The 20,987-nt window shown below is 63.6% G+C and carries 18 protein-coding genes; 6 read left to right on the top strand and 12 right to left on the bottom strand.

Annotated elements, in window-relative coordinates:
• The first annotated feature begins 84 nt into the window (after positions 1 to 84).
• Entirely contained in the window at positions 85 to 2,964 is a 2,880-nt protein-coding gene (locus K3152_RS00620) for a M16 family metallopeptidase (RefSeq protein WP_221572180.1), read from the top strand.
• Between the two features lie 78 nt (positions 2,965 to 3,042).
• On the opposite strand, the gene K3152_RS00615 is transcribed toward K3152_RS00620, so the two are convergent.
• Positions 3,043 to 5,331: a TonB-dependent receptor gene (locus K3152_RS00615; protein WP_221572179.1), complete on the bottom strand. Its 2,289-nt coding sequence runs from the start codon at positions 5,329 to 5,331 to the stop codon at positions 3,043 to 3,045.
• 284 nt (positions 5,332 to 5,615) lie between these two features.
• Between K3152_RS00615 and purS the strand changes: the two genes are divergently transcribed.
• Positions 5,616 to 5,849, top strand: a complete 234-nt coding sequence (gene purS, locus K3152_RS00610; protein ID WP_221572178.1) for a phosphoribosylformylglycinamidine synthase subunit PurS — start codon at positions 5,616 to 5,618, stop codon at positions 5,847 to 5,849.
• Positions 5,849 to 6,526: a phosphoribosylformylglycinamidine synthase subunit PurQ gene (gene purQ / locus K3152_RS00605; protein WP_221572177.1), complete on the top strand. Its 678-nt coding sequence runs from the start codon at positions 5,849 to 5,851 to the stop codon at positions 6,524 to 6,526. Before purS ends, purQ begins: the two co-directional genes overlap by 1 nt.
• 7 nt (positions 6,527 to 6,533) lie before the next feature.
• Here purQ and K3152_RS00600 read toward each other — a convergent pair whose 3' ends face one another.
• The 3 genes from K3152_RS00600 to K3152_RS00590 form a co-directional block, all read right to left on the bottom strand.
• A complete protein-coding gene (locus K3152_RS00600; RefSeq protein ID WP_221572176.1) occupies positions 6,534 to 8,849 on the bottom strand; it encodes a putative bifunctional diguanylate cyclase/phosphodiesterase in 2,316 nt (771 codons plus the stop codon).
• Positions 8,850 to 9,005: 156 nt separating this feature from the next.
• Entirely contained in the window at positions 9,006 to 10,829 is a 1,824-nt protein-coding gene (gene glmS, locus K3152_RS00595; protein WP_221572175.1) for a glutamine--fructose-6-phosphate transaminase (isomerizing), read from the bottom strand.
• Between the two features lie 57 nt (positions 10,830 to 10,886).
• Positions 10,887 to 11,789 (bottom strand): DMT family transporter, encoded by a 903-nt coding sequence (locus K3152_RS00590; protein WP_221572174.1) that lies wholly within the window; start codon positions 11,787 to 11,789, stop codon positions 10,887 to 10,889.
• A gap of 232 nt (positions 11,790 to 12,021) precedes the next feature.
• Here K3152_RS00590 and K3152_RS00585 point away from each other — a divergent pair, with 232 nt between their 5' ends.
• Positions 12,022 to 13,542: a TadA family conjugal transfer-associated ATPase gene (locus tag K3152_RS00585; RefSeq protein ID WP_221572173.1), complete on the top strand. Its 1,521-nt coding sequence runs from the start codon at positions 12,022 to 12,024 to the stop codon at positions 13,540 to 13,542.
• 125 nt (positions 13,543 to 13,667) lie between these two features.
• Here K3152_RS00585 and K3152_RS00580 read toward each other — a convergent pair whose 3' ends face one another.
• Entirely contained in the window at positions 13,668 to 13,916 is a 249-nt protein-coding gene (locus K3152_RS00580; protein WP_221572172.1) for a hypothetical protein, read from the bottom strand.
• 112 nt (positions 13,917 to 14,028) lie between these two features.
• Between K3152_RS00580 and K3152_RS00575 the strand changes: the two genes are divergently transcribed.
• Positions 14,029 to 14,160, top strand: a complete 132-nt coding sequence (locus K3152_RS00575; protein ID WP_221572171.1) for an entericidin A/B family lipoprotein — start codon at positions 14,029 to 14,031, stop codon at positions 14,158 to 14,160.
• 13 nt (positions 14,161 to 14,173) lie between these two features.
• Complete coding sequence (locus K3152_RS00570; RefSeq protein ID WP_221572170.1) at positions 14,174 to 14,305, top strand: entericidin A/B family lipoprotein; 132 nt, start codon at positions 14,174 to 14,176, stop codon at positions 14,303 to 14,305.
• Between the two features lie 52 nt (positions 14,306 to 14,357).
• On the opposite strand, the gene K3152_RS00565 is transcribed toward K3152_RS00570, so the two are convergent.
• From K3152_RS00565 to K3152_RS00540, 7 genes are all read right to left on the bottom strand, one after another.
• Positions 14,358 to 14,951, bottom strand: a complete 594-nt coding sequence (locus K3152_RS00565) for a DUF938 domain-containing protein (protein ID WP_247713095.1) — start codon at positions 14,949 to 14,951, stop codon at positions 14,358 to 14,360.
• The gene (locus K3152_RS14075; RefSeq protein ID WP_247713094.1) at positions 14,948 to 16,498 is read right to left on the bottom strand and encodes a fatty acid--CoA ligase; all 1,551 of its coding nucleotides are present in this window, start codon (positions 16,496 to 16,498) and stop codon (positions 14,948 to 14,950) included. The genes K3152_RS00565 and K3152_RS14075 overlap by 4 nt, the downstream gene beginning before the upstream one ends.
• Positions 16,499 to 16,552: 54 nt before the next feature.
• Entirely contained in the window at positions 16,553 to 17,005 is a 453-nt protein-coding gene (locus tag K3152_RS00560; protein WP_221572168.1) for an ABA4-like family protein, read from the bottom strand.
• A 10-nt stretch (positions 17,006 to 17,015) separates the two neighbouring features.
• Entirely contained in the window at positions 17,016 to 17,711 is a 696-nt protein-coding gene (locus tag K3152_RS00555; RefSeq protein WP_221572167.1) for an NAD(P)H-binding protein, read from the bottom strand.
• Complete coding sequence (locus K3152_RS00550; protein ID WP_221572166.1) at positions 17,704 to 18,864, bottom strand: deoxyguanosinetriphosphate triphosphohydrolase; 1,161 nt, start codon at positions 18,862 to 18,864, stop codon at positions 17,704 to 17,706. Before K3152_RS00550 ends, K3152_RS00555 begins: the two co-directional genes overlap by 8 nt.
• A 151-nt stretch (positions 18,865 to 19,015) precedes the next feature.
• Positions 19,016 to 20,143: a S8 family serine peptidase gene (locus K3152_RS00545; protein ID WP_247713093.1), complete on the bottom strand. Its 1,128-nt coding sequence runs from the start codon at positions 20,141 to 20,143 to the stop codon at positions 19,016 to 19,018.
• 140 nt (positions 20,144 to 20,283) lie between these two features.
• Complete coding sequence (locus tag K3152_RS00540) at positions 20,284 to 20,973, bottom strand: aspartate/glutamate racemase family protein (protein WP_221572165.1); 690 nt, start codon at positions 20,971 to 20,973, stop codon at positions 20,284 to 20,286.
• Between the last annotated feature and the right edge of the window lie 14 nt (positions 20,974 to 20,987).

The raw sequence follows: 20,987 nt of genomic DNA, 5'->3' as shown, positions 1-20,987 counted from the left end.
CTCACCTTGCTCCTTGGCCCCCGATTTGTAGGGTTCGAGACGGGACTGCCGCGATTCCTGCGGCGCAAGAGGGACGCAATTCTTATGAAAATCCGCAAGTTCACGCGCGTATTGGCCGCGCTGCCGCTTATCGCCATGGCCGCTCCGCTGGCCGCACAGGAAGTCGATGCCAAGGTCGCCGCAACCCCGCAGACTGCCGAGACCGCATGGGGCAATGCCATCTACGACATCGCGCCCGATGCTTCGGTCACTTACGGCGTGCTCGAAAACGGCATGCGCTACGCAATCATGCATAACGAGCGGCCCGAGAAGGGCGTGGTGCTGCGCTTCGGTTTCGACGTGGGCTGGGTCGACGAGGAAGACGATGAGCTGGGCCTTGCGCACTTTATCGAGCACATGGCCTTCAACGGTTCGACCAACATCCCCGAAGGCGAGATGATCAAGCTGCTCGAGCGCGAGGGGCTGGCATTCGGCGCCGACACCAATGCCTCGACCGGGTTCGAGGACACCATCTACAAGCTCGACCTGCCGCGCAACGATGGCGAATTGTTCGACACCGCGCTGATGCTGATGCGTGAAACCGCAAGCGAACTGACCATTGCCGAAGATGCCGTCGACCGTGAACGCGGGGTCATCCAGTCGGAAACCCGCACGCGAAACAATTTCCAGATCCGCCGCTTCAAGGACCTCTTCAAGTTCGTCGCGCCCGACACGCGCTATTCCGCCCGCTTCCGCGCTGACGGTACGGTCGAGAATATCGATGCGGCCCCGGCAGAGCGGCTGCGCGACCTCTATTCACGCTACTACCGTCCCGACAATGCGGCGCTGGTCATCGTAGGCGATGTCGATGTCGCCGAGGTCGAGGCCAAGGTGCGCGATGTGTTCGGCGACTGGGCGAAACCCGCCGAGGCCATCGACTATGTCGACGGCGGCACAATCGACCTGACGCGCGGTCCGGCGGCGGCCAATTTCGTCGACCCCGACGTGCCTTATCTCGTCGTCATCCAGCGTTACGCGCCCTATGACGAGCCAGTCAGCACGGTCGCGCAATTCCGCCGTTCGATGTTGTCCATGCTTGGACGCGCGATAGTGAACCGCCGTTTCGAGCAAATCCGCAACGCGCCCGATGCGCCGATTATCTCCGGCGGCCTTTCGGGGGGCGATTTCTTCCGCCTTGCCGACCAGTCCTCGGTCACCATGCAGGCCAAGGAAGGCGAATGGCAGCAGGCGCTGGCCATCGGCGAACAGGAATGGCGCCGCGCCATCGAGCATGGCTTCACCGAAGCCGAACTGGCCGAGCAGATTGCCAATTTCACGCGCACCTTCCGCAACAGCGCGCAGCAGCAGAACACGCGCCAGAGCGCGGGACTTGCGGGCGGCATCCTCAACACGGCCAAGACCGGCACGCTCTTCTTCACGCCGCAGACGAGTTACGACATGTGGCAGGCCTTTGCCGAAACCGTCACGCCCGAAATGGTGCATGCGGTTTTCAAAGAGGATTACGCCCTGTCGCCCGCGCTGGTGCATGTCAGCACCAAGGAAGCCATCGAGGGCGGCGAGCAGGCCATTCTCGACGTGCTCTCCGCCTCGCAGGCGACCCCGGTCGAGCCTCCCGCAGCGGTCGAGGTGGCCAGCTTCGGCTACACCGATTTCGGCACGCCGGGTGAAGTGGTGTCGGACACGATGGTGGAGGACCTTGGCTTCCGCCAGATCCGTTTCGCCAATGGCGTGATGCTCAACCTCAAGCCAACCGATTTCGAGGAAGGCAAGCTGCGCTATTCGGTCCGCATCGGCAGCGGCATGCTGTCGCTGCCCGATGATGCTGTCGCGACCGGCACCTTCGTGTCCTCGGCGCTTGCCAGCGGCGGGCTCGGCAAGCACAGCTATGACGAAATCCGCCGCATCATGGCGGGCCGCAATGTGGCGAGCGGCATTTCTGTATCCACCGACCAGTTCCGCAGGGCCGGTAGCACGACGATGGACGACTTCGGCCTGCAGATGCAGCTGACCAGCGCCTTCCTCACCGACCCGGGCTTCCGCGAAGAGGCGCTGACGCGCTGGCTCTCCATCCTCCCGCCGTTCCTCGCGCAGGCGGATGCGACCCCGCAGGCAGTTGCCCAGTTCAAGCTGGCAAAGCTGATTTCGGACAACAATCCGCGCTTCGGCATCCCGGCGCAGGAACAGCTCGAGGCGGTGACGCTGGAGCAAGCCCGTGCACTGGTGGCCGAGCAGTTCGCATCGGCCGCAATCGAGATTGCCGTGGTCGGCGAAATCGACGAGGACGAAGTCATCGCCGCCGTCGCCAGCACCTTCGGAGCACTACCCGAACGTGCGACTGCGCTGCAGCCCTTCACCGCCGCGCGTCAGGCGAGCTTCACCTCGCGCCGCGAACCGGTGACGCTGACCCACGCCGGAGCGCCGGACCAGGCGCTGGCGCTCGCCTATTGGCCGACCACCGACGATGACGACGCCCAGGAAGAGGCGACCATGCGCCTCCTCGCCGGCGTGATGCGCCTCCAGCTGCTCGAGGAAATCCGCGAAAATCTTGGCGCGTCCTATTCGCCCGGCGCAAGTTCGGGCATGTCGAACACCTACGACGATTACGGTGCTTTCTGGACCTCGGTCGTTGTCGCGCCCGAAGATGCCGACCGCGTGTTCGCCACCGTCTCGCAAATCGCGAAGGACCTGCGCGAGACCCCGGTCGATGCGGACCTGCTCGACCGCGCGCGCAAGCCGATGCTGGAAAACCTCACCCAGCAGCGCACACAGAATGGATACTGGCTGCGAATACTGTCCGATGCACAGCTCGGGGCGGACCGCCTCGACCGCTATCGCACTTACGAGCAGCGGCTGAATAATGTGACGCCGGAATTGCTGCAGCAAGCGGCCGCGCGTTACCTCACCGAGGACGACATGCTGCGCATCAGTATCGTCCACGAGAGCCTCGCGCCGGGCGCCGAGTAATCCGCACCCAAGCAACAGAAAAGGGCCGGAAGGGTATCCCCCTCCCGGCCCTTTTGTTTGTCCGGAGACTTCCAGCGCTTAGTGCTGGAAGCGAACCGACAGGCCGATCACGCGCGGGTCGTTTACGAAGCCGGTGTTGTTGTTGAAGTCGATGCCGCCCTTCACATTGTCCTCATTGGTGATGTTACGGGCAAACAGCGCCACTTCGAGGCTACCGTCGTAGCGGGCATAACCGAGACGCAGGCCGCCTTCGATCTGGCTGTCCGCATTGAACTCGGCGCTCTCGTAGAGGAAGAAGTTGGTCGCACCCTGGTAGGTCCAGTCGGTGTAGGCGAAAACCTCACCGTCCGAGCCAACCGGAACGCCGTAACGTGCGGAAACGTCGGCAATCCATTCCGGAGCGTTGGGGAACGGGTTGCCGTCGACAAAAGCGCGGGTCGTAGTCGCGTCCGGATCAAATTCGGTTGGAGTATCGAATACGACCGTAGGATCAGTCACTGCGCAGTGGACCGGAGCACCCGGGAAGGGCTGGCACACGCCGACGAGCAGGTTTTCGTCCTGGATCTCGGTGTTGTTCCAGCTTGCGCCGGCCGTGATCAGGAAGTCCGGTGTGATCTGGAATGCGCTATCGAGCTCGAAACCGTAGCCACGGCCCTTGTCTGCGTTGACCAGCTGCACGAAGTTGCCCCCGCCGCCGACGGCCGAGAACTGCGGGTCATCGATTGTGTAGTAGTAACCGGTGAGGTTGAAACGTACCTTGCGGTCGAGCAGTTCGGACTTGAGGCCCGCTTCATAGCTCATGATCGTTTCGCTGGTCGCAACGGACGGCGGGTTGAAGAAAGCGACATCGCGACCCTGAATGGTCGGTGCGCGGAAGCCGCTGGCGACGCGAGCAAAGAGGCTGGCGTCGGCGCTTACTTCGTAAAATGCAGCGAAATCCCAGCTTATACGCTCATCCGAAACCGAACGCGCTTGCGGGTCGGCTGCGTCACGAACGAAGAAGTCCTTGTCGTCTTCGGTATAGCGCAGACCGCCGGTCAGCTTGAGCAGGTCGGTGACCTGGCTGGTAACCTGTCCGAAAACCGCCCAGCTCTCGTTGGTGTGGTTCACAGTAGTCGACGGTGGGAAATCAACATTGCCAGCCAAGTCGAAGCCGACCGTGGTCACGTCGAAATCGCTGTCGAAGTAGAAACCGCCGACTTGCCACTCGAAGGTGCCGCCGCTGTTGGAGGCAAGGCGCACTTCCTGCGTGAACTGGTCCAGCGTGATGCTGTCGCGCGTATCCGAGGGGAACGGGATCGGGCCGGGGCCGAACACCACGTTGCCGCCGTCGATATCGCCGCGGCTCGAACCTTCGCTGCTCGCCCAGCTGGTGATGCTGGTGAAAGTGGCGAAGTCGGCATCGTAATCGGCCTTCACGGTCGCGATTTCGGCCTTGTACTGGGCCTGGTTGCCTGCGCCCGCGTCATAGAAAACCGTGTCGCGGTCGTAATTCTCGTTGAGGTCGTTCGAACCAGGGCCGAGGATGTTGGCGCGGAACAGCGTCGAGGTGCCGTCGAGGTCGCGCACCGAGTAGCTGCCGAGCAGCGAGATGCGATCGGTCGGCGTGATGAGCAGCTGGGCACGGCCGGCGATGTCGCTGTAGGCGCCGTAAGCGTCTTCTTCGCCGGTGAAGCCGTTATCCACCCAGTCGCCGCGCTGCTGCCACAGGCCCGACAGGCGGATCGAAGCGACGCCCGGGACGATCGGCACGGTCAGGCCGCCATCGAGCGAAACCGAACTGAAGCTGCCATAGCTGGCCGAGCCGGTGACAGCGAATTCGTCACCCGGCTTCACGGTGTCGATCTTCACGATGCCGGCCGGCGTGTTGCGGCCGAACAGCGTACCCTGCGGGCCGCGCAGCACTTCGATGCGCGCGACGTCGAAAATCGGGAAGCTCTTGAGCGTGACGTTTTCCATCACGACGTCGTCATGAACGACCGAGACGGGCTGCGAGGCGGCAAGGTCGAAATCGGTGTTGCCGAGGCCGCGGATGTAGAAACGCGGGGCAGCACGGCCGTTCGAGCTTTCGACGAAGAGGCCCGGGACGCGTGCGGCGAGCGCGGTGACGTCGGCACCGGCGTCGAAGATCGTCTTGGCGCTGTCGGCCGAGATGGTCGCGGCCGAAACGGCGACGTCCTGCAGGTTTTCCTCGCGGCGGTTGGCAGTCACGACGATGACGTCGAGCGCGCCATTGTCGGCCTGTTCGGCGCCGGTGGCATCGCTGTCGGAGCTGTCGATGGTGTCCTGGGCCAGCGCGGGCTGCGCGAAAGCGAGCGCCAGCGTGCTGGCGGAGAGGAGCTTGCAAGTAAGGGAGCGGTCAATCATTGGGAGAGGTAATCCTTTTGGCCCGTCACGGTTTTCCGATTCGTGCGGGTTGGTGGGATGGGAGAGGCGAATTGACCGGCGCGCCTGTAGCCTAAATGTAACAAAACACGAGTCATCAAGGCGCAGAACTCTGCGGTTTTTCGTGGATGTTGCGCTGCAGCAACAGGCTTCTTCGGCCAAGCCACTGTCCCCGCTCGCTTTTCCCGAGAAGCTTGCCCTCGGCCCTCTCTCGCGGCATAGGCGCGGCGCAACCTGCCCATCCGGTAAATTCCGAAAGGCCGCTCATGAAGATTCGCGTTCTCGTCAGCCTCAAGCCCGGCGTGCTCGACCCGCAGGGCCGCGCCGTCCACCATGCGCTGGAAGGCCTCGGCTTCAAGGGCGTCGACGATGTCCGCATCGGCCGCACGGTCGAACTCGACGTGGCTGACGACACCAGCGACGAAGCGCTGAATGAGATGTGCGAGAAGCTGCTCGCGAACACCGTCATCGAAAACTACAAGATCGAGAAGCTGGGCTGATGGCTTTCCGCAGCGCAGTCATCACCTTCCCGGGTTCGAACTGCGACCGCGACATGGCGGTGGCGCTCGAACAGGTTTCGGGCACGGCGCCCTTCCGCGTCTGGCACGGCGACGCCGAACTGCCCGACGGTCTCGATTTCATCGCCCTGCCCGGCGGCTTTTCGTACGGCGACTATTTGCGTTCCGGCGCGATGGCCGCGAACAGCCCCATCATGCGCGAAGTCGTGCGCGCTGCCGACCGCGGCGTGCCTGTGCTCGGCGTGTGCAACGGGTTCCAGGTCCTGACCGAAGCCCGCCTGCTGCCCGGCGCGCTGATGCGCAACGCCAGCCAGCACTTCATCTGCCGCAATGTCGGCCTGAAGGTGGAGAACGCGGATTCGCTGTTCACCAGCGGCTATGTGGGCGGGCAGGAGATCAGCATTCCCGTGGCCCATCACGACGGCAACTTCTTCGCCGACGAAGAGACGCTCGACCGGATCGAGGGTGAAGGCCGGGTGGCGTTCCGCTACATCGAGAACTGCAACGGTTCGCGCCGCGATATCGCCGGCGTGCTCAACAAGGCGGGCAATGTGCTGGGCATGATGCCGCACCCCGAGCGCGCCGTGGATGCCGCGCACGGCGGGACCGACGGGCTTATGCTGTTCGAAGGTGCGATGAAGGCGCTCGCCAACGCCTGATTCAAGCTCAGGCGCGCTTGCGGCCGCCTGCGTCCTTGCGGCTGAAAATCTTCACCGCATCGTCTGCCGGCATCGGACGGCCGAAGTGGTAGCCCTGGATCTTGTTGCAGCCGAGGCGCCGGATCAAATCCGCCTCGTCCTCGTTTTCGACGCCTTCTGCCGTCGTGGTCATGCCCAGGCTGTCGGCCATCGCGACGACAGCGCGGATGATGGCGAGGCTTTCGGGGCTGTTCTGACCCGCACCCTGCACGAAACTGCGATCGACCTTGATGGTGGTGAACTTCAGCTTGCGCAAATAGCCGAGCGAGGAATAGCCGGTCCCGAAATCGTCGAGCGCGACCGAGCAGCCCAGCGCCATGCATTGTTCCAGCGCCTTGCGGGCCACATCCGCATCGCGCATGAAAATGCTCTCGGTCACTTCGATTTCGAGACGCTTGGGGTCGAGCCCGCTGTGCGATAGCGCGCGCACGACCGTTCCGGCGAAATCCGGCTCGACCAGCTGTTCGGGCGAGACGTTGATGTTGACCTTGACGTGTTCGGGCCAGTTGGCGGCGGCCTCGCGGCAGGCTTCCTGCATGACCCAGGTGCCGATGGGAACGATGAGACGCGTGTCTTCGGCAATCGGGATGAACTTGCCCGGGCTGACGAAGCCGTGCTCTTCGCTGTTCCAGCGGGCAAGCGCCTCGAAGCTGACGACCTCTTCGGTATTGGCGTCGACCACCGGCTGGTAGTGCAGCACGAATTCGTTGCGCTCGAGCGCGTGGCGCAGCGACACCTCGAGCAGGCGGCGTTCCTCGGCGTTCACGTGCAGCGAAGGCTCGTATTCGCAATGCTCGCCGCCGCCTTCGTCCTTGGCGCGGTAGAGCGCGAGGTCGGCGTTGCGCAGCAATTCCTCGACCTTGCTGCCATCGCGCGGACCGATGGCCGAACCGACGCTGGCGCCGACATAGAGCACGTGATTGTCGATGTAATAGGGTGCCGAAAGCGCCGAGATGATGGCCTTGGCGATGGTGTCGACGCGGCGACGGTCCTTGGCGTCGCGAATGATGACGGCGAACTCGTCACCGCCGAGGCGTCCGCACAGCTCACCCTCGTCCATCAGCGGCTTCAGGCGCGCGGCGACCTGCGCCAGCATCCGGTCGCCGACGAGGTGGCCGAGCGAGTCGTTGATCGCCTTGAACCGGTCGAGGTCGATCATCAGCAGCGCGCAGCGGGTGCGCCATTCCTGCGCATAGGCGAGCGCATCGGAAAGCGACTCATTGACCTGCAGGCGATTGGGTAGCTGGGTCAGCGTGTCGTAGCGGGCGAGGAATTCGATCTTCTCGCTGCTCTCGCGCTGGGCGGTGACATCCGAACCCACGCCGCGGAAGCCGAGCCATTTGCCGTCTTCGTCGAACATCGGCGTACCCGACATTTCCCACCAGCGAATCTCGCCATTGACGAGCGCCTTGACCACCAGGTTGGAGAAGCTCTCCTTGCCCTTCAACCGATCTGCGAGATCGTGCAGGCTCGCAGGGAACTGGCCCGATTTCCAGCCATCGCCCGAAATGAGCTGCAGCAGCGACTGCCCTTCGACCTCGGCAACCTCGCGGCCGAGCGCAAAGGTCAGGCGCGGGCTGACCGAGCGCAGCTTGCGCTTGGTGTCGATTTGCCACAGCCAGTCGGCCTGCCCGTCCTCGAATTCGCGCAGGAGCATGGAGACGGTCTCGCTCTTCTCCTGCATTTCGAGCTCGGCGATGCGGACGCCGACGGCCATGCGGGCGGTCTCCACCACCCCAAAGCAGCCGAAGAAGGCCGTACCGACGACGACCACGGCGAGCCCGTAATTGAACGTCGCGAGCGAAGCGACGAGTCCGCCTGCGCAGACCATGAGAGCGTAGCTGATGGCACTGAGCGGCGCGCTATAACGGCTGACCGAGCTGGCCATCACGAGGAAGGCGATTACCGCCCAGATGGCCGCGACCTGCTCTGCCGCACCCGTGAAGGTGAGCACGCAGAAGCCCGTGGCCCAGACCAGCCCCTTGAAAACGGAACCGAGCGCATGGCGCTTCATGTCTTCGGGCGAGAAGAACCGCTGGTCGGCATCGCGGAGCCGGAAATCGAGAGTAAAGGCGAGGCCGAGGGCGCACAGGAGTGCACCTCCGAACGCAGCCAGTATCTCCCAGGCCACCGTGTCCTTGCACAGCCAGTAGACGACTGCCGCGGCGAACAGGTTGAGGATAACACGCGTGCCCGCACGCTTGCGGACCATGGCATATTGCGTCCCGTGCACGCGACCAAAATGGTCGCCATCGGGGGTATCTAGCCCGATGATCTGTCGCATGCTCAGCGACGCGTCCGCTGGGGACGGCACGAAATTCGTCTCGCTCACACCATGCGGCATAGGCCGGAAAGGTTAGCCCCGGGTAAATGTCCGCCTGATTTCCGCCTTTTTTCAGCAGGTCACGTGCGATTGCGCCAAGCTGCTGAAACCGGTGGTTTATTCAACCGTGACGGACTTCGCCAGATTACGCGGCTGGTCCACATCGGTCCCCTTCACGCACGCGACATGATAGGCGAGCAATTGCACCGGGATGGCATAGACCAGCGGCGCGATGAGCGGGTGGACGCGTGGCATTTCGATCGTGGCAAGGCAGCCCTCTCCCGCTTCTTCCAGACCCTTGGCATCTGAAATCAGCACGATCTGCCCTCCGCGCGCGCGGACCTCTTCCATGTTGGAAATGCTCTTCTCGAAAAGCGGCCCAGAAGGGGCAAGGACGATGACCGGGACATCATCGTCGATCAGCGCGATGGGGCCGTGCTTCATCTCGCCGCTGGCATAGCCCTCGGCGTGGATGTAGCTGATTTCCTTGAGTTTCAGCGCTCCTTCGAGCGCGAGCGGATAGTCCGGACCTCGGCCGAGGTAGAGCACGTCACGCGCGGGCGCGATCAGGTGCGCCATGGCGGCGATATCCTCGTCATGGTCGAGCGCGGAATTGAGGCAGGCAGGCGCCTCGAGGAGGTGCGTGACGACGTCATATTCCTCCTCGCGGCTCATCAGGCCCTTCTTGACCGCCATATGCGCAGCGAGTGCAGCGAGGACCGCCAGCTGGCAGGTGAAGGCCTTGGTGGAGGCGACACCAATTTCGGGGCCGGCATGGGTCGGCAGCAGCAGGTCGGCCTCACGCGCCATGGTGCTGGTGGGCACGTTGACGACGACCGCGATCGTCTGGCCTTTTTCCTTGCAATGGCGCAGCGCCGCCAGCGTATCGGCCGTCTCGCCGCTTTGCGAGATGAAAAGCGCGAGGCCACCTTCTTCCAGCACCGGCTCGCGGTACCGGAATTCGGACGCCACATCGATGTCGACCGGCACGCGCGCGAATTGCTCGAACCAGTATTTCGCGACCATCCCTGCATAATAGGAGGTCCCGCAGGCGACGATGGTGACGCGCTTGATGCTGGAAATGTCGAAATCGAACTGTGGCAGCGCCACCGACACGCTCTCGCGGTGCAGGTAGGAGCCAAGCGTCTGCGCGACCACGGTGGGCTGCTCGAAAATCTCCTTCTGCATATAGTGGCGGTAATTGCCCTTCTCGGTCGCCGCCGCAGAGGCACCCGAGGTGCGCACCTCGCGGGTGACCTCCTGGTTCTCCTCGTCGAAAATCTTCGCACCGTCGCGCGTCACTTCGACCCAGTCGCCTTCTTCGAGATAGGAAATCTGCTGCGTCAGCGGGGCGAGCGCCAGTGCGTCGGAGCCGATATAGGTCTCACCCTCGCCATAGCCGACCACCAGCGGCGAACCGCGGCGCGCGCCGATCAGCATGTCGGGATGGTCCTTGAAGGCAATCGCCAGCGCAAAGGCGCCGCGCAGGCGCGGCAGCATGTTGGCGACCGCCTCGTGCGGGGTCTCGCCATTTTCGATGCGGCGCGTGAGCAAATGGGCGACGACTTCGCTGTCGGTGTCGCTTTCGAGCGTGCGGCCCGCAGCCTTCACCTCGGCGCGCAGTTCCTTGTAATTCTCGATGATGCCGTTGTGGACGATGGCGACCTTGTCGGTGGCATGCGGGTGGGCGTTATTCGCAGTGGGCGCGCCGTGCGTGGCCCAGCGGGTATGCGCGATGCCGACATCACCGGGTGCGGGATGCTCCGCCAGTTCGGAGACGAGATTGTTGAGCTTGCCCTCGGCGCGGCGGCGGATAAGCTTGTCATCATGGATGGTGCAGATGCCGGCGCTGTCATAGCCGCGATATTCCATCCGCTTGAGCCCGTCGACCAGCCGCTCCGCGACCGATTCCTTGCCGACGATACCGATAATTCCGCACATATGTGGTGACCCCTTGGATGTCTGTCAGGCGCCGATGTAGCGCCTCCCGTCTGCCAATCAATTGCCGCGGAGGCGCGCAGGTTCCCGCGGCGTGCTCCACCACAGCAGCAGTCCGGCTCCGATGATGATGGCCGCACCCGCCAGCGTGAGCAAGTCGGGGACGTTGTCGAACCACCACCAGCCCATGAACGTCGCCACCAGCATCTGCACATAGGTTGTCGGCGCAATCGTCGCGGCGCCAGCGCGCTGCGTGCCGATATAGGCGAGCCAGTGGGCAGTGCTTGCCGTAAGCGCGACAAGCGCGCAGCGGGCGAACACGGTCCAGTCGGGCATTTCGAGGCGCAAGCTCTCGGCACCCGACAAATGCCCGCCGATGGCCGCGATGAAAAGCAGCGGCAGAGCTCCGACCTGCATGAAGACCTGCATCGAGAGCGCACTGCCCTGCCCGGCACTGGCGCGGTTGGCGATGATCATCAGCGCGAAGAACAGCGCCGAGCCCAAGGGAAGCAGCGCCAGGAGGCCAAGCTCGCCGAGGTTGGGCCTGAGGACCAGCACAACGCCGACCAGCGCGGCGAAGGATGCCAGCCACACGGCGGGGCGGACCTTCTCGCCCAGCAGGGGACCGCTCAAGAGCGCCACGATGACCGGCGCGACGAAGGCGATGGCCATCACGGTCGCGAGCGGCATGACGAATACGGCCGAGAAGAAGAACAGCGAGGCGGCCGCGAGGCAGAACCCGCGCGCCGCCTGCAATTTGTACGAAACCGGCCTGAAGGCGCGCGGCCCCTCCTTCCGGTAAAGAAGAGCGGAGACGCCAATTGCCCCTATTATGAAGCGCAAGGTGGCGGCCCCCAGCGGCGAGAACTCTCCCGCCATCGTCTTCACCACCGCATCGCCGACGCTGAGCAGCGCAAAGCCGCACAGGGCAAACAGGATGCCGCTTCTTTCCGATGTCTGCATGTTTTTCGTAGCATTCCCGAATGGCGAGACCGGCTGGTCACGCTGTGCGCATACAGCAATCCCCTCGTGCCGGAACCCCTGAGGAAAATTTGCCCTTCCCCTGACCTTCCCGCTTCGCAGGTAAGGAAAAATCAAGGTTTCCAACTTATTCACCAAACATCCAAACGCGCCCTTCGCTGTCTTTTCGGCAGGGGACATATGCGACGAAATATCGACCTCGGGGGTTTAGGCAATGAGTGCATTCGGGCGGAAAAACGGGCCTTCTGGCATGGGTGCCGGAGCTCGTCCGCAGTTCGGGGTAGCCCGGCCGATGGGCGGTGGCAGCGCGGCCAAACCGGAAGAAAAGGCGGACAAGGGCGGCGAACAGTTCCCGCCGCTGCCGCAGAACGGCGCCCCGCCGGCTCCGGGCGGAGCGGCCAGCTCCGACGCGATGTCGCGCCTCGACGAGCGCATGAACACGGTCCACTCGGGCGAATCCGAAGTGGGCGGCTTCGAAGCCAGCGTTCACAAGATCAAGGAACAGGTGCTTCCCCGCCTGCTCGAACGCGTCGACCCCGAAGCAGCCGCCACACTGACCAAGGATGAACTGTCGGAGGAATTCCGACCGATCATCATGGAAGTGCTGGCCGAGCTGAAGGTCACTCTGAACCGCCGCGAACAGTTCGCGCTCGAGAAGGTCCTCGTCGATGAACTGCTCGGCTTTGGTCCTTTGGAAGAGCTGCTGAACGACCCCGATATCTCCGATATCATGGTCAACGGCCCCGACCAGACCTATGTCGAAAAGAAGGGTAAGCTGGTCATCGCGCCGATCCGGTTCCGCGACGAACAGCACCTGTTCCAGATCGCCCAGCGCATCGTGAACCAGGTCGGCCGCCGCGTCGACCAGACCACCCCGCTCGCCGACGCCCGCTTGAAGGACGGCTCACGTGTGAACGTCATCGTGCCGCCGCTCAGCTTGCGCGGTACCGCGATCTCGATTCGTAAGTTCTCCGAGAAGCCCATCACGCTCGACATGCTCCAGGGCTTCGGCTCGATGAGCGAGAAGATGTGTACCGCGCTCAAGATTGCCGGCGCCTGCCGCATGAACATCGTCATTTCGGGCGGTACGGGTTCGGGTAAGACGACCATGCTCAACGCCCTGTCGAAGATGATCGACCCGGGCGAACGCGTTCTCACCATCGAGGACGCCGCCGAACTTCGCCTGCAGCAGCCGCACTGGCTGCCGCTCGAAACGCGTCCGCCGAACCTTGAAGGCCAGGGTGCCATCACCATCGGCGACCTCGTGAAGAACGCCCTGCGTATGCGTCCTGACCGCATCATCCTGGGCGAAATCCGTGGCGCGGAATGTTTCGACCTTCTCGCCGCCATGAACACGGGCCACGATGGTTCGATGTGTACGCTTCACGCCAACAGCCCGCGTGAGTGCCTCGGCCGTATGGAGAACATGATCCTGATGGGCGACATCAAGATCCCGAAGGAAGCCATTTCGCGCCAGATCGCCGAATCGGTCGACCTGATCGTGCAGGTGAAGCGCCTTCGCGACGGTTCGCGCCGCACCACCGACATCACCGAGGTGATCGGCATGGAAGGCGACGTGATCGTGACGCAGAACCTGTTCAAGTTCGAGTATCTCGACGAGAGCGAGGACGGCAAGATCCTCGGCGAGTTCCGCTCGAGCGGCCTGCGTCCCTATACTCTGGAGAAAGCACGCCAGTTCGGCTTCGACCAGGCTTATCTTGAGGCGTGTCTCTAACGAGACACGCGCCCTCAAACGCCGGGCGCGGGCCCTCCGGCCCGCTTGGCTCCGGCCTAACCGGCCGGCGCACGGTCGTGCTTGCGAAGCCTTCGGCTTCGTAGACTTTGCCGACCTCTAGTGTTTTAGCTTCTGACGATTCCCGGTATGGCGACGGCCAGCAGGCCGCCGCCTACCACCGCGCAGGTCAGGAACAGGCCGGTCCACGGAACCCAGCCCACACCATCGATGCGCGCGCGCTTCATGCGGCGGCGCTCCATGTAGAGCGTGAATAGCGAGAAAAGCAGGAAGCCTGCGCCCCATAGGGCGAGGATATCGGCATCGCTGGCAAAGGTGAGGAACTTGGGCATCGCGGGCGCGCATATGGTGAGCATGTCGTCGCACGCCAAGGCCGAATTGCCGACATTCCTCTCCGGAACCCGCCCGACTGTAAGCCGTTGTTAAGCGTCAGAAGGCCACCAAGGGTTCTTCGGGAAGGAAAAACCGATGATCAAGAAGCTTTTACTCGCATTCGGCATCACTTCGATCGCCCTCACGGCAACCGCCTGCAACACCGTCAAGGGGTTCGGACGCGACGTGGAATCGGTCGGCGAAGCTGGTGAAGAAGCGATCGATTAAGGATCGACTTTCAATGACCAAGAAACTTACCCTTCTTCTTTCTGTCCTGACCATGTCGGCGGTGGTGGCCGGCTGCAACACGGTCAAGGGCTTCGGCCGGGACGTCCAGTCCGTCGGTGAAGCCGGGGAAGAAGCCATCAACTAAGTTTTTTGCCTGCTTTCAAAGAAAACGCCCGCCCTAATCCGGCGGGCGTTTTTTATGTGCGGCGGTAGACCAGCGTGAGGTTGTTGGCAGGCATTTCGTAGCGGGCGGTGCGGGAGAAGCCGGTGCGTGCGGCCAACTCATCCATTGCTGCGATGTTGCGGATGCCCCAGTCGGGATTACGCGCCTTGAGGCTCTCGTCGAATGCGAGGTTCGTCGGCGCGGTTTCGACATTGTCTTCAAAATACGGCCCGTAGAGGATGAGCGGCGCTCCCTTGTCGAGCAGCCGTGCCCCACCCGCGAACAACCCCTCGGCTGCCGCCCACGGACTGATGTGGACCATGTTGATGCACACCACCGCATCCGCGCTTCCAATCGGCCAGTCGGACGAGCGCGCATCGAGTTGCAGCGGCGGCATCAGGTTCTCCAGTCTCGCTTCCTCCGCCCAGCCCGCAATCGAGCCGAGCGCTTCGGTGTCGGGGTCGGTCGGCTGCCAGACGATATCGGGAAAGCGCCGCGCCATGAACACGGCATGCTCGCCGGTCCCGCTCGCAACTTCGAGCACCGTCCCGCTGGCGGGCAGTTCCTGCGCCAGAATCTCGGCAATCGGCGCAGAATTGCGCGCTGCGGCGGGGGCGGTGCGCTTCAATTGACCTGCCGCTCGCGGCCTTCCCAATAGGGCGCGCGCAAATCCTTGCGCAGGATCTTCCCGCTGGCATTGCGCGGCATAAGCTCGATGACATCGATGCTCCGCGGCACCTTGAACCCGGCCAGCCGCTCTTTCGTCCATTCGATGACCGAGGCCTCGTCCACCTCCATGCCCGGCTTGGCGACGATGCAAGCTTTCACCGCCTCGCCCCACTTGTCGTCGGGCACGCCGATGACCGCGACCTCGCCGACGCTTGGATGTCCGTAAATCGCGCTTTCGACCTGCGCAGGGTAGACGTTCTCACCGCCGGAAATAATCATGTCCTTCATTCGGTCCTGGATGAAGACATAGCCATCTTCGTCCATGTAGGCGGCATCGCCCGTGTGCATCCAGCCGTCTTTTAGGCTGCTCTCGGTCGCATCGGGCAGGTTCCAGTAGCAGGCCATGTTCGACGGGCTCTTGCAGATGAGTTCGCCTACCTCGCCGCGCGGCAATTCCTCGCCATCCTCGCCGATGACTTTCAGCTCGACACCCGGCACCGCCTTGCCTGCCGATTTCATCCGCTGGTTCCCGTCAAGGTCGTGGTCCTCGGGCGGCAGAGCGGCGATGGTTCCGGTCGTCTCGGTCATGCCGTAGCATTGCAGGAAGCCTGCATCGGGAATGGTCTTCACCGCTTCGCGCAGCAGGTCGAGCGGGATGGGCGCCGCGCCATAGAGCACATATTTGATGGCCGACATGTCGGTGCTTTTCGCGCGCGGGTGCTGGACCACCATTTGCAGAGCCGCAGGCACGATAAAGAGCCGCGTGATGCCCTGCTCGAATGCATCGAGCACGCCGTCGGGGGTGAACTCCGCTTGCACGATGGCGCGGATACCACTGCCCATCGCCATGATGCCGAGCCCAGTCCCGCCGATATGCGCGCAGGGCATGCAGACGAGAATCGCCTCGTCTTCGTCGAAATGCGACCAGGGCTGGCCTTCCTCCTCGCTCGGCACGCGCAGCGCGAAGAGGTTGCGGTTGGTCAGCACCGCACCCTTGGGATTGCCCGTCGTGCCGGAGGTGTAGAGCTGGAGCACGGCATCGTCGGGTCCCGCAGGCGTGAAGTCGCCGGCGGGCGCAGCATCGATGGCCGCAAGCGCGTCGGCGGTCGAAATGACTTCTGGGGGCGCATCCATCTGCCCGCAGGCCTTGGCCGCCAACTCTTCGAAGCCTTCCCCGAGGAACAGCAGCTTCGCTCCCGTATCGCCGAGGATATAAGCAATCTCGGGCGCGGCGAGACGCCATCCGATGGGGACCATCACCGCGCCGACGCGCGCGGCGGCGTAGAACAGCTCGAAATAATGCCGCGCGTTCTTGCCGAGCCAGGCGATACGGTCGCTCTTGCCCACTCCGCGCGCCGCCAGCATCGCGACAATCTTGCGGCTGCGGGTGTCGAGTTCGCCGAAAGTCAGCGCATCATCGTCCTGCTCGAGCGCGATATTGTCGGGCCTCTCCTTTGCCCAGTGACGGATGAACTGGTCGAAACTCAGCTTCTCGGCTTGCGACATCGGCGGCTCTCCTCTGGCCGCATCATGCCATGGACAAGCCCGCTTGCAAGCGGTCTATCTCGCGCGCCCGCCTGCCCTCGGCCGCTTCTCGCGGATACCGAGCCAGACGAGCAGGCCGAGCGGCCCCGCCATGAAGGTCGCCAGCAACACAGGCGCCTGCACCAGCCGCGAGAAGCCCTTGGCATCGGCATCGCGCGCTATCCAGAGGCCCACGAAGAGATCGAAGGCGAGGTAGTGTATCCAGCCCACGGTCACGCCGCCATCGCTGGCGAAGATGCTGCGCACGCCTTCGATCGAACCGAAGTCCATCCCCGGACCCTGACCGCCGCCTGAATCGAGTGTCCCGGTCAGGATGCCGATGAGGCCCAGCGCATAGGCGAGGCAAAGCAGGCCGATGCCGAGATAGAGGATGGCCGAGAGCAGCGCGGGCCAACGCGGGAGGAGGATAAGCGCCGCCCACATGACCAGTGCCAGCAAATTGGCGAGCGAAAAGGCAGTGTCCCACATGGCCGCGCCCTCAGTTGTCGACCAGCGCGGGCAGAGAGTTGGCCGCACGCAGGATGGCGTCGTTGTCATGCACAAAACGCCCCCGCGCCGCCCGCTTGGCGAGCGCAATGGCGCCCTTTGCAACAAGGTCGGCCTTGATGCCGCGGTACTGGCGATATTTGCCGTGCATGAAGAGATTGGCGAGCGGCGAAGCGATGATGCCGAGCCGCTCTGCAGTCCGCCGGTCGTTGTCGCGGTCGCCGACCAGCAGGCCGGGACGCAGGATATCGAGCCGGTTGAAGCGCAGGCGGGTGAGCTCGCGCTCGGTCTCGCCCTTCACGCGCAGGTAAAAGTTCTTCGAAGTCGCATCCGCGCCGACCGAACTGACCATCACGAAACGGTCGACGCCGTTCTCCAGCGCCGCCTTCGCCGTATCGAGCACGAGGTGCTGGTCGACGGCGCGAAAAGCCTCCTCGTCCTCGCCCGCCTTCTTCCAGGTCGTGCCGAGCGCGCAGATGACCGCCTTGGGCCGCAGCGCCTCGAACACCTCGCCCCATTTCGACGGGTCGGCGACGAAATATTCCATGCGAATGCCCCGCGGTAATTTCGCCTCGCGCCGTCCGATGGCCTGCAGCCGGACATCCTCGCGGCCCACGCATTCCTGCATGATGTGCCCCCCGATGAGACCAGTCGCACCGACCAGGCAAAGGCGCAGCGCGTCAGACATTCGACAGCCCTTCGGGTGCGCGGCCGTAGACCTGGCGGCATTGCTGGATGGCAAAGCGGTCGGTCATGCCGGCGATGAAGTCGGCGATGTGGCGGCTCTGTTCCGGCTCTCCCTTGGGCAGGCGCTGGACCCAATCGTCGGGCATGGAGGTCGGCTCCTGCTGGTAGGCGACGAAGAGCTTCGCCACGACCTCGCGCGCCCTTTCCGCCGTCGCGATTTGCTCGGGGTGATAATAGAGCCGCTGGTACATGAATTTCTTCAGGCGCCGTTCCTCGTCGGCCAGCCCCTCGGAAAAGCCCGCCAGCCGCTTGCCCGCGCTGCGGATATCGGCCTCGCTGTCCATGCCCTTCACCTGTGCGCGGGTGTGCTCGAGCACGTCGTTGACCATCAGGCCGATCTGGCTGCGAACCAGTTCACGCAGCTGGGTATCACGCGGGGCGTTGGGGAAGCGCTTCTCCACGCGCCGGAACTGGTCGGCGAGGAAATCGAGCTCCATCAAGTCGTCCAAATCGAGGAAACCTGCGCGCAGGCCGTCGTCGATATCGTGGTTGTCGTAAGCAATGTCGTCCGCCACCGCCGCGACCTGCGCTTCGAGCGATGGCCATTGGCCCAGTTCGAGCGGGAAAGCCTCGTCGATGTCGGCCAGCGCCCAATTGGCAGCGCTGACGGGGCCATTGTGCTTGGCCATGCCCTCGAGCGTTTCCCATGTCAGGTTCAGCCCGATGTGGTCCGGATAGGGGCTTTCCAGCCGCGCCAGCACGCGCAGGCCTTGCGCGTTGTGGTCGTATCCGCCCGCATGCTCCATCGCCTCTTCGAGCGCTTTCTCGCCCGCATGGCCGAAGGGCGGGTGGCCGATATCGTGCGCAAGGCAGAGCGCCTCGGTCAGATCCTCGTCCAGCCCCAGCTCGCGAGCGATGACGCGGCCGATCTGCGCGACCTCGATGCTGTGCGTCAGGCGGGTGCGGTAGTGGTCGCCGTCGGGCGCGACGAAGACCTGGGTCTTCGAGCGCAGGCGGCGGAAGGCGATCGAGTGGATAATCCGGTCGCGGTCGCGCTGGAATTCGCTGCGCGGACCGCGCGCGCCGTCGCGGTCTTCGGCGAATTCACGCCCTCGCGAACGGGCTGGGTCGGCAGCGTAAGGGGCTCTTTCCATGGAGCGGCAAGGCTTAGGTCAGCCGATTCGCCGCGACAACGTGAACGAATAGCGAACCCTCCACCTTTTCGGCAGGAAGGTGCATGGCAGGGGCAAAGAAAAGGCCGCGTGCCAAGAGACACGCGGCCCAATCAGGAGCGACCCCGGTAAATTACCGGATGCCGATAGTGTCCGGATTTCCGTCCGGATCGCCGTTCACGGTGCCACCGCTGCGCAGGCCGCCGAGAAGCAGCAGGCCGGCAGCGTGCGGGCTGGCCATCGAGGTGCCCGACAGGGTGGCGTAGCCGCCATCCTTGTAGGTCGAGAAGATCGACGAGCCCGGCTCGGCATAATCGACGGGCGGGTTGCCGTAGTTCGAGAAGGACGACCAGTTGTCACCCTGCGCGAACGAGCTGATGGTATAGATGTTGGGGTGGTTGGCCGAAGCGGGCGACTTGGTGGTCGCGCTGGTGCTTTCGTTACCGGCTGCAAGCGCGAACTTGAGGCCACCCTGTGCCGCCGCGATGACCGCGTCGTTCAGCGCCTGGCTGAACCCGCCGCCGAGCGACATGTTGGCAACATCATTCGAATTGGCGATCGAGGCAGCATATTCGATGCCAGCGATAACACCGCTGGTCGAACCAGAACCGCGACGGTCGAGGACCTTGATGCCGATGACTTCGACACCCGCAGCCACACCGACGACGCCGATGTCGTTGTCGATGGCCGCGATAGTGCCGGCGACATGCGTGCCGTGGCCATTGCCGTCGTCGGCGCTCTTGTCGCGCGTGAAGTTGACCGAGAGGCCGGCGTTCACGTTGAGGTCGGGGTGGTCGAGGTCGACACCGCTGTCGATGACGAGCGCGCGGCCCGTGGCACCGGTCTGGCCGCCGCCGACGCGGGTGATGCCCCAGGGCGTATTTTGTGCAGGACCCGTGGTACCGCCGTCACCGCCGCCACCGGGGCCCTTGCCCGGAGGCGGAGCGCTGGTGGTGTAGACCTGGTCCTGCTCGCAATAGGCGATGCGGGGGTTGGCTGCCTGCATGCGCGAAACCGCCTGCGGGGCTGCGTTCACAGCGAAACCGCGGATGGTGTTCTGGTAGGTGAAGCGGACATTCGCACCGGCGGCATTTGCCGAACGGTTTGCTTCAGCCTTCACCTGGCCCTTGGCGACGAGGCCGGGGTTGAAGACGCAGACATACTGGTTTTCGATTTTTTGAGCTGCGGCAGGCGCAGCAATGCCGGCACCCGCAAGCGCAACGAGGCTTACGGTCGCGAGGCGACCCATAGTGATTTTCATAATTCGTCAGTCCCTTCCCAATGAGATTGAGGAGGGCAGAATGCAATATCAGGAGCCTGCGACAAGATGGCTGTGGTTAACTTTTCCCGAATGATTCAGGAGTGTCGCCGAAATGTCGCATTTTTACAAAAACTGAAATATTATTCCAGAATCCAGTCCGTTGCCGCACGACAATGTATGTCGGTCGAGTCGAAAACTGGCAGCACGTTGGCATCGGTATCGACCACCAGTTCCAGTTCGGTGCAGGCGAGCACGATGGCGTCGGCTCCCTGCTTCTCTTTCATGGTGATAATGGTCTTCAGTTGACGTTCGGCATCGCGGGTCACTCGGCCAAGCATGAGCTCCTTGTAGATGATGCCGTCGACCAGTTCGACGTCGTTCGGGTCGGGCGGCAGCAGGTCCACGCCGTGCGAGACGAGCCGCTGGCGATAGAAGCTTTCGGTCATCACGAAGCGGGTTCCCAGCAGCGCAGCGCTTTCGCACTTCGCCTCGGCCATCGCATCGCCCACCGCATCGGCGATATGCAGGACGGGAATCGAAATCGCCTCGGCCACGCGGTCGTAGACCTTGTGCATGGTGTTGGCGGCAATCACGATAGCTTCCGCTCCGGCCGTCTCCAGTTTGCGGGCGCTTTCGACGAGGATGGCGGCGATGCAATCCCAGTCGTCATTGTTCTTGGCCGTAGCGATGCGCGAATAATCGACGCTGTCGATGACCATCGGCGCGCTCGCCATGGGCTGGGCGCGCTTCTGCACCATCTTGTTGATGCGTTCGTAATAGGCGCGGGTGGAGATCCAGCTCATCCCGCCGATGAGACCCAGTGTTCGCAAGATATGCCTTCCTA

This window comes from Qipengyuania polymorpha, from assembly GCF_019711435.1.
Taxonomy (GTDB): domain Bacteria; phylum Pseudomonadota; class Alphaproteobacteria; order Sphingomonadales; family Sphingomonadaceae; genus Qipengyuania; species Qipengyuania polymorpha.
This window is presented reverse-complemented; position numbering and strand designations above follow the sequence as displayed.